Consider the following 5,576-nt stretch of genomic DNA (forward strand, 5'->3'; position numbering starts at 1 on the left):
GGAGATCAAGCGCCGGAACGACGACACGAGGCAGACGATCGAGCGGATGTTTGCGGAGTTGTCGAGCGTGAAGACGGATCGCAATCTGCTGGCGGGGCTGTTCGTGGAGATCGCCAAGTGCCTCAATCAGGACATCGCCCCAAAACGCATCGCCAGCGTGCCCGACCGCCAGTAGTCGACCCTTGCCGACCTCACTGCCCGCAGGCCGGGTAATCGCGGCAAGGCTCGGTCACGTCCCCGCCTAGAGCGTGCTCAACAGCGCGAAGGAATCGTCGACCCGGACCGCCGTCATCGCGGGCCTCGTCGATACACTGTTGTCGCTCGGCGCGCTGATCGCCGCGCAGTCCGCCGTCGTGCTGGCGGACTTTCTCAAGACCCTGCTCGAGTTCGTCGCGGTGCTGCTCGCGTGGCTCGCCATTCGGCGCATCAGGCGCGGGGCCGGCGCCACCTACGACTACGGCATCGGCAAGCTGGAGAACCTCTCGAGCCTGGCGGTGGCCGCGCTGATGATTCTGGTCGTCCTGGTGATCGTCGCCAATGCCGTGCGCAACATCGTCCTGCCCGGGCACATCGGCGGCGCGGGGGTCTACCTGAGCCTCGTGCTGCAGGTGATCTACAGCGGCATCAACGGTTCCCTGTGGAAGCGGGCGCAACGGACCGTTGCGGAGGAGAATTCGCCGATCATGGCGGCGCAGGCGAAGCTTTTCTTCACCAAGCTCGTCGGCAACGTCTTCATCTTCATCTCGCTCGCCGGCAGCCTCGCGCTGGCCGGTCAGGCCTGGTCCGTCTACATCGACCCGGTCGCCTCGCTCGTCATCGCCGGCAGCATTCTCATGTCGGCGCTCAGGGTGCTGACGACCTCCTGCTACGACCTTCTGGACGGCACGCTCGAAGAGGGCGACCAGCTCAAGATCACGCGCGAGCTGGTGGCGCATTTCGAGCGCTACGACATGCTGTACGGCGTGCGCTCCAGGCGCTCGGGCAACCGCATCTTCATCGACATCTTCCTGGGCTTCGATGCGGGCCGACGCGTCGGCGAAGTCCAGCGCGAGATGGAGGTGATCCGCAAGTCGGTCGCTGCGCATTTTCCGAACAGCGTCGTGACCGTCATCATCGGCGCGCAGGATGCCGTTCCGGTGCCGGTTGCGGCCACGCACTGGGCGTCTCAGGCCGGCCGCGGTGACGATCCGGCAGTCGCGGACGTGGATTTGCAGGAGGCTCGACCGGTCGAAGCGGGCTCGGCGTCGAACTGACGAAGACGCCCCGGCGCTCAGTTCGTTTCAGCCGACCGCGGATAAGGCACGGTCAGATCCGCCAGCAGGTGGCGCCCGCACTTGCGGGCAAGACGCAGGAGCCGCAGAAAGACGAGCGCGGTAATGAAGGCGTCGCCGCCAGCGGTGTGACGATCCCGCGGCTCCACGCCGAACAGTGCGCACAGGGCATCCAGGGAAAACCCGCGCGGTGCGTGATCGGTGTCGAAGGCCCCGCTGTCCTGCAGGTGGAGCGTCAGGTCCATGGTGTCGAGCCGGCGGTTGTGCAGATCGACCTGAAAGTGCCGCTGGCAGGCTTGGTTCAGCATCTCGATATCGAAGCCGATGTGGTGGCCGACGATGACGCCATCGCCCAGGTAGCCGAGGAAAGCGGCCAGCGCCTCCCGCTCGTCCATGCCGTCCTGCGCCTCGTCCCGCGTGATGCCGTGCACGGTCACGGCCGACTGGTTGTGCGCGATCTTGAGCATGGCTTCGAACGCGTCCGCCAGATCGATCTCGTCCGCCCTGACGGCGACAGCGCCGATGGTGATGATGCGGTCGCGCTTCGTGTCGAGGCCGGTGGCCTCCGTATCCAGCACGACGAAGCGGACCTGCGCGACGGGCGTCTGGTCGGACCAGGTCGCATCGAAGGCGTGCAGATAGCCCCGCACGATCGGGTCCGATGGTTCGGCCGCGCTCACATTCGCCGTATCCACTGCGCCGGCGTCGAGGTGAACTCGATCAGTTTCTGCACCGATTCGAAGGCCGTCTTCAAGAGCCGCTGATCGTACTTGGGAAGCTGGCTTGCCGCGATGAGCGGGCTGCGCGTCGTGCTTTTCATGGCGGCCGCCGCGGCGTAGCAGGAGGCGGCGCGGAAAGCCCCGGCCGCTTCGTGAAACACCGTCGCGGCTTCGGGCACCGCGGCAGCGGCGACATCCAGGCGCTGCAGGGTGCTCTTGGCGTCCAGGCTGCCTGCGGCCAGCGCGTAGACGCGCGCAGCGTCCGTGATCGGGGACAGCGCTGTGGCGCCGAGATCGAGATCCTGGGTCTGCGCGCCGTCCAGTTCGATCACCAGCCCGTGGAAGAACGTCATCGGCGGCAGGCGTTCGAGCGTGTCGTTCGCGAGAATGGGAATGAAGCTGCGACTCGCCCGCAGATTCGCGCCGATGGCCGCAGTCAGCTCGCGTTCGAGGTCGGGATCGCCGCAAAGCACCCGATAGTCGAGGAACCGGCGGGTGGCGTAGACCTCGTTCTCGATCGGGTTGCCGATCATTGCGTCGAAGAACTGCTTCCAATCGGACAGCGACCGACAGCGCAGGATGTCTTTCTCGGCCGCGGCCGGCAGTGGTCGATCGAGGCCGCAGGCCGTCAGGTGCAGCGAGACCCTTTCCAGGATCGTTCGGAAGTATTGCGCTACCCGGGCCTCCTGCTCGTGCGGCGGGTCCGCGTAGACGATCCCGATCTCGGGCTGCACGGGTTCGATGATTTCGGCGCGGCCCGCTTTGCCGAAGAGCAGCCAGCAATGCGGGACGGCGGCGACACCGGCGTCGCCGGCGGGCAGCTCCTCGCGAACGGCGCACACGATCGACTCGACCAGCGCCGCATCAAAGAGGCTCACGATTTCCGCCACCCTGGCGAAGGTCGCCGGACCCGTCAGGGCCTCCGCTGCGAGCGCACGCGCCTGCGCGACCAGAAGCCTCCACTCGGCAACGGTCCGCGCGTGTGCCAGTTCCGCTGCGAGCAGCGGGAGGTTGCGGCCGGTGACGCAGGAGAGCTCTCTGGCGGAGAGAAGTCCCTCCGCGCGACTTGCTCGGGTTCCGTCCAGAGTTACGACGAGGAGCGGGGTGCGGCTACGCATCATCTGCAGCAGATACGCTTCCGACGTCAGATTCGGTGCTGTGGTCGCGAAGCGCGTCGTCATCACCGATTCGCACGTGTCACCGGCAGTGCCCGCGGCAGAAGCCATGCGCTCGTGCAGGTCGCGCGCGGTGATGACGCCGACGGCGGTGCCGTTGTCATCCAGCACGGCGATTGCGTCCCCCGGGCAGGTGGCCATTGCCCTTGCCGCGTCGCGCGCGGGCTGCCCGGGCGTGCAGACGCGCAGCCGCGCCCGCAGGAACTCCGGCGAGGGTCCCGCGGTGTCGAGCCACGAAGCGGACTGCAGCGTGGCTCCCCGCAATTTCTCGTCGACCGTTGCCTGGAGGACGTTCTGGTAGAGTCCGGAAATCGAGAAGCGGGCGGCAAGAAAGCGCGCGACGCGGGGATACTTGGTGACGTGGACGGCGAAGGAGCGCGCATCGATCGAGTACAGGATCACGTCGCTGCTGGTCTTCGCCGAGTGCAGATAGGACTCGCGTCCCAGGAAGTAGGCGAGGCCGAGAACGTCACCGGCACCGAGCAGGTCGTACAGGCGGTCTCCCTCTTCCGTCTCGTCGACGATCTCGACCGTTCCCTGCTGAACGACCCAGAGGCACGGCTTGCGTGGCGCGTTCCTGCGGAAGATGAACTCCCCCGCCTCGTGAAACGATACGCGCCCGGTTGCCGCCAACTCGAGGAGATCCTCCTCCGAGATCGCGTCGAAGGGCGCCGACTGCTTGAGGAAGTCGGCCACGCGATAGCGGATGATCGATGTCTTCATTGTCGGGCGTTGCGAACGCGGCGTCGTGACAGTGGGCGCGAGGGGATCGCGGGTCGCTGCGAGAGACCGTGGCAGTTTAGCTTCGCGCTGACCTGCCGTGTGCGTGCGATCGACGCTCCGTGGCAGGTGCGCTACACTCGACGGCAGTCTTATGCTCATGGCGTCGCCTCGCTGCGGCGCTCCCTTCGAGTCGCAAGCGGAGAAGGTCGACCGTCATGGATGTACACGTACAGCAGTCGGCAGATGGCATCGACCGGGTAGTGCTCGCCGGCCGGTTCGACAGCATGGCCGCGGGAGACGTCGACAAGCGCCTGGGAGAACTGGCGACGGCGCCGGCGGCACGCATTCTGGTCGACCTGTCGCAGGTGTCCTTCCTCGCCTCCATCGGTATCCGCACACTCCTCAGTGCCGCGCGAACGCTCAGGAAGCACGGCGGGAAGATGGTGTTGCTGAGTCCCCAGGCGCCGGTCGAGGAAGTACTCCGAATCACCGCGATCGAATCGATTCTTCCCGTGTTCGGCGATTTCGAGGTGGCGACTGCCGCGTTGCAGGCGGGCGCGGCGAGCGGCTGAATCAGCGCCGTGCGTGTCGGAGTCAGTTCCACCTCGCTGGTGATTCGCAACAGGTTGTCCGAGTTGCTGCGCCTGAGCGCCTGGGTGCAGGCGTGGGCACAGAAGAACGCAGTGCCGGAGGTCATGGCGCAATACGTCGACCTGTGCGCCACGGAACTCGTCACCAACGTGGTGAACTATGCCTACGCCGACGATGGCGAGCATCTGATCGAAATGTGCCTGTGCCGATTCGACGACCGGACGACCCTCGAAATCGCCGATGACGGGAAACCCTTCGATCCGGTAGAGACGCCGGAACGGCCGCGCACGACCGATCTCGACACGGGACGCGTCGGCGGCTGGGGCATCGGCATCGTCCGGCATTTTGCCGATGACATGCGATATAGCCGCGCCGGCAAGCGCAACTGCCTGACCGTGGTGTTTCGCCACGAGCAGGGCGCCCCGCGGTGACTCCGGAACGTTTATCATTGCCCCGCGTCGGCCGCGTTGGTCGCGCGGTGTGGGTGCTGCGGGGCGTGGCTCAATCAGAATCGAGGAGAACAGAACTATGGCGGGACCGAAAGCGGCTGCGATGACGGAAGGGCAGGAGGGGGCGAGCCTGGGGTTGGGGGCAGGAGAGGCGGCCGGGGTGGAGAAGATCCGGGAGCTCCTGTTCGGCAACCAGATGAGTGATTACGACCGCCGTTTTGCGGCGCTGGAGGATCGCATCCAGCAGAACATGCGGGATCTGGAGTCGGAGGGATCGCGCAATCTGTCGGGTGTGGAGTCGAGCCTGAAGAAGCAGCTGGAGTCGTGCGTGAACCAGCTGCGGGAGGAGAAGGATCTGCGCACGGAGGCGGACAAGGAGCTGGAGCGGGACGTGCGGGAGCAGTCGCAGTCGCTGGACAAGAGGCTGGGTCAGCTGTCGGACCAGCTGGGGCGGCTGGAGCGGGAGTTTGCGGAGCGGCTGGGGCACGAGACGCAGGAGTTGCGGGAGGAGATCAAGCGCCGGAACGACGACACGAGGCAGACGATCGAGCGGATGTTTGCGGAGTTGTCGAGCGTGAAGACGGATCGCAATCTGCTGGCGGGGCTGTTCGTGGAGATCGCCAAGTGCCTCAATCAGGACATCGCCCC

Annotated in this window: 7 protein-coding genes; 5 read left to right on the forward strand and 2 right to left on the reverse strand. The window is 66.1% G+C overall.

The features are described from left to right. Both JNK68_04625 and JNK68_04630 read left to right on the forward strand, forming a co-directional pair. Positions 1–175: hypothetical protein (locus JNK68_04625; GenBank protein ID MBL8539638.1), on the forward strand; the 175-nt coding region annotated here is incomplete at its 5' end. Between the two features lie 73 nt (positions 176–248). Beyond that, positions 249–1,253, forward strand: a complete 1,005-nt coding sequence (locus tag JNK68_04630; protein ID MBL8539639.1) for a cation diffusion facilitator family transporter — start codon at positions 249–251, stop codon at positions 1,251–1,253. A gap of 17 nt (positions 1,254–1,270) precedes the next feature. On the opposite strand, the gene JNK68_04635 is transcribed toward JNK68_04630, so the two are convergent. Both JNK68_04635 and JNK68_04640 read right to left on the reverse strand, forming a co-directional pair. Further along, positions 1,271–1,951, reverse strand: a complete 681-nt coding sequence (locus tag JNK68_04635) for a 3'-5' exonuclease (protein ID MBL8539640.1) — start codon at positions 1,949–1,951, stop codon at positions 1,271–1,273. Beyond that, on the reverse strand, positions 1,948–3,888 hold the full coding sequence (locus tag JNK68_04640; GenBank protein MBL8539641.1) for a cyclic nucleotide-binding domain-containing protein: 1,941 nt from the start codon (positions 3,886–3,888) through the stop codon (positions 1,948–1,950). The genes JNK68_04635 and JNK68_04640 overlap by 4 nt, the downstream gene beginning before the upstream one ends. 215 nt (positions 3,889–4,103) lie before the next feature. Here JNK68_04640 and JNK68_04645 point away from each other — a divergent pair, with 215 nt between their 5' ends. The 3 genes from JNK68_04645 to JNK68_04655 all read left to right on the forward strand — a co-directional run. Continuing rightward, positions 4,104–4,460 (forward strand): STAS domain-containing protein, encoded by a 357-nt coding sequence (locus JNK68_04645; GenBank protein MBL8539642.1) that lies wholly within the window; start codon positions 4,104–4,106, stop codon positions 4,458–4,460. Between the two features lie 9 nt (positions 4,461–4,469). Further along, a complete protein-coding gene (locus JNK68_04650; protein MBL8539643.1) occupies positions 4,470–4,910 on the forward strand; it encodes an ATP-binding protein in 441 nt (146 codons plus the stop codon). Between the two features lie 97 nt (positions 4,911–5,007). Then, positions 5,008–5,576 (forward strand): hypothetical protein (locus JNK68_04655; protein MBL8539644.1); only part of this gene is annotated, 569 nt, incomplete at its 3' end.

It is taken from the genome of Betaproteobacteria bacterium, assembly GCA_016791345.1.
Lineage (GTDB): Bacteria > Pseudomonadota > Gammaproteobacteria > Burkholderiales > JAEUMW01 > JAEUMW01.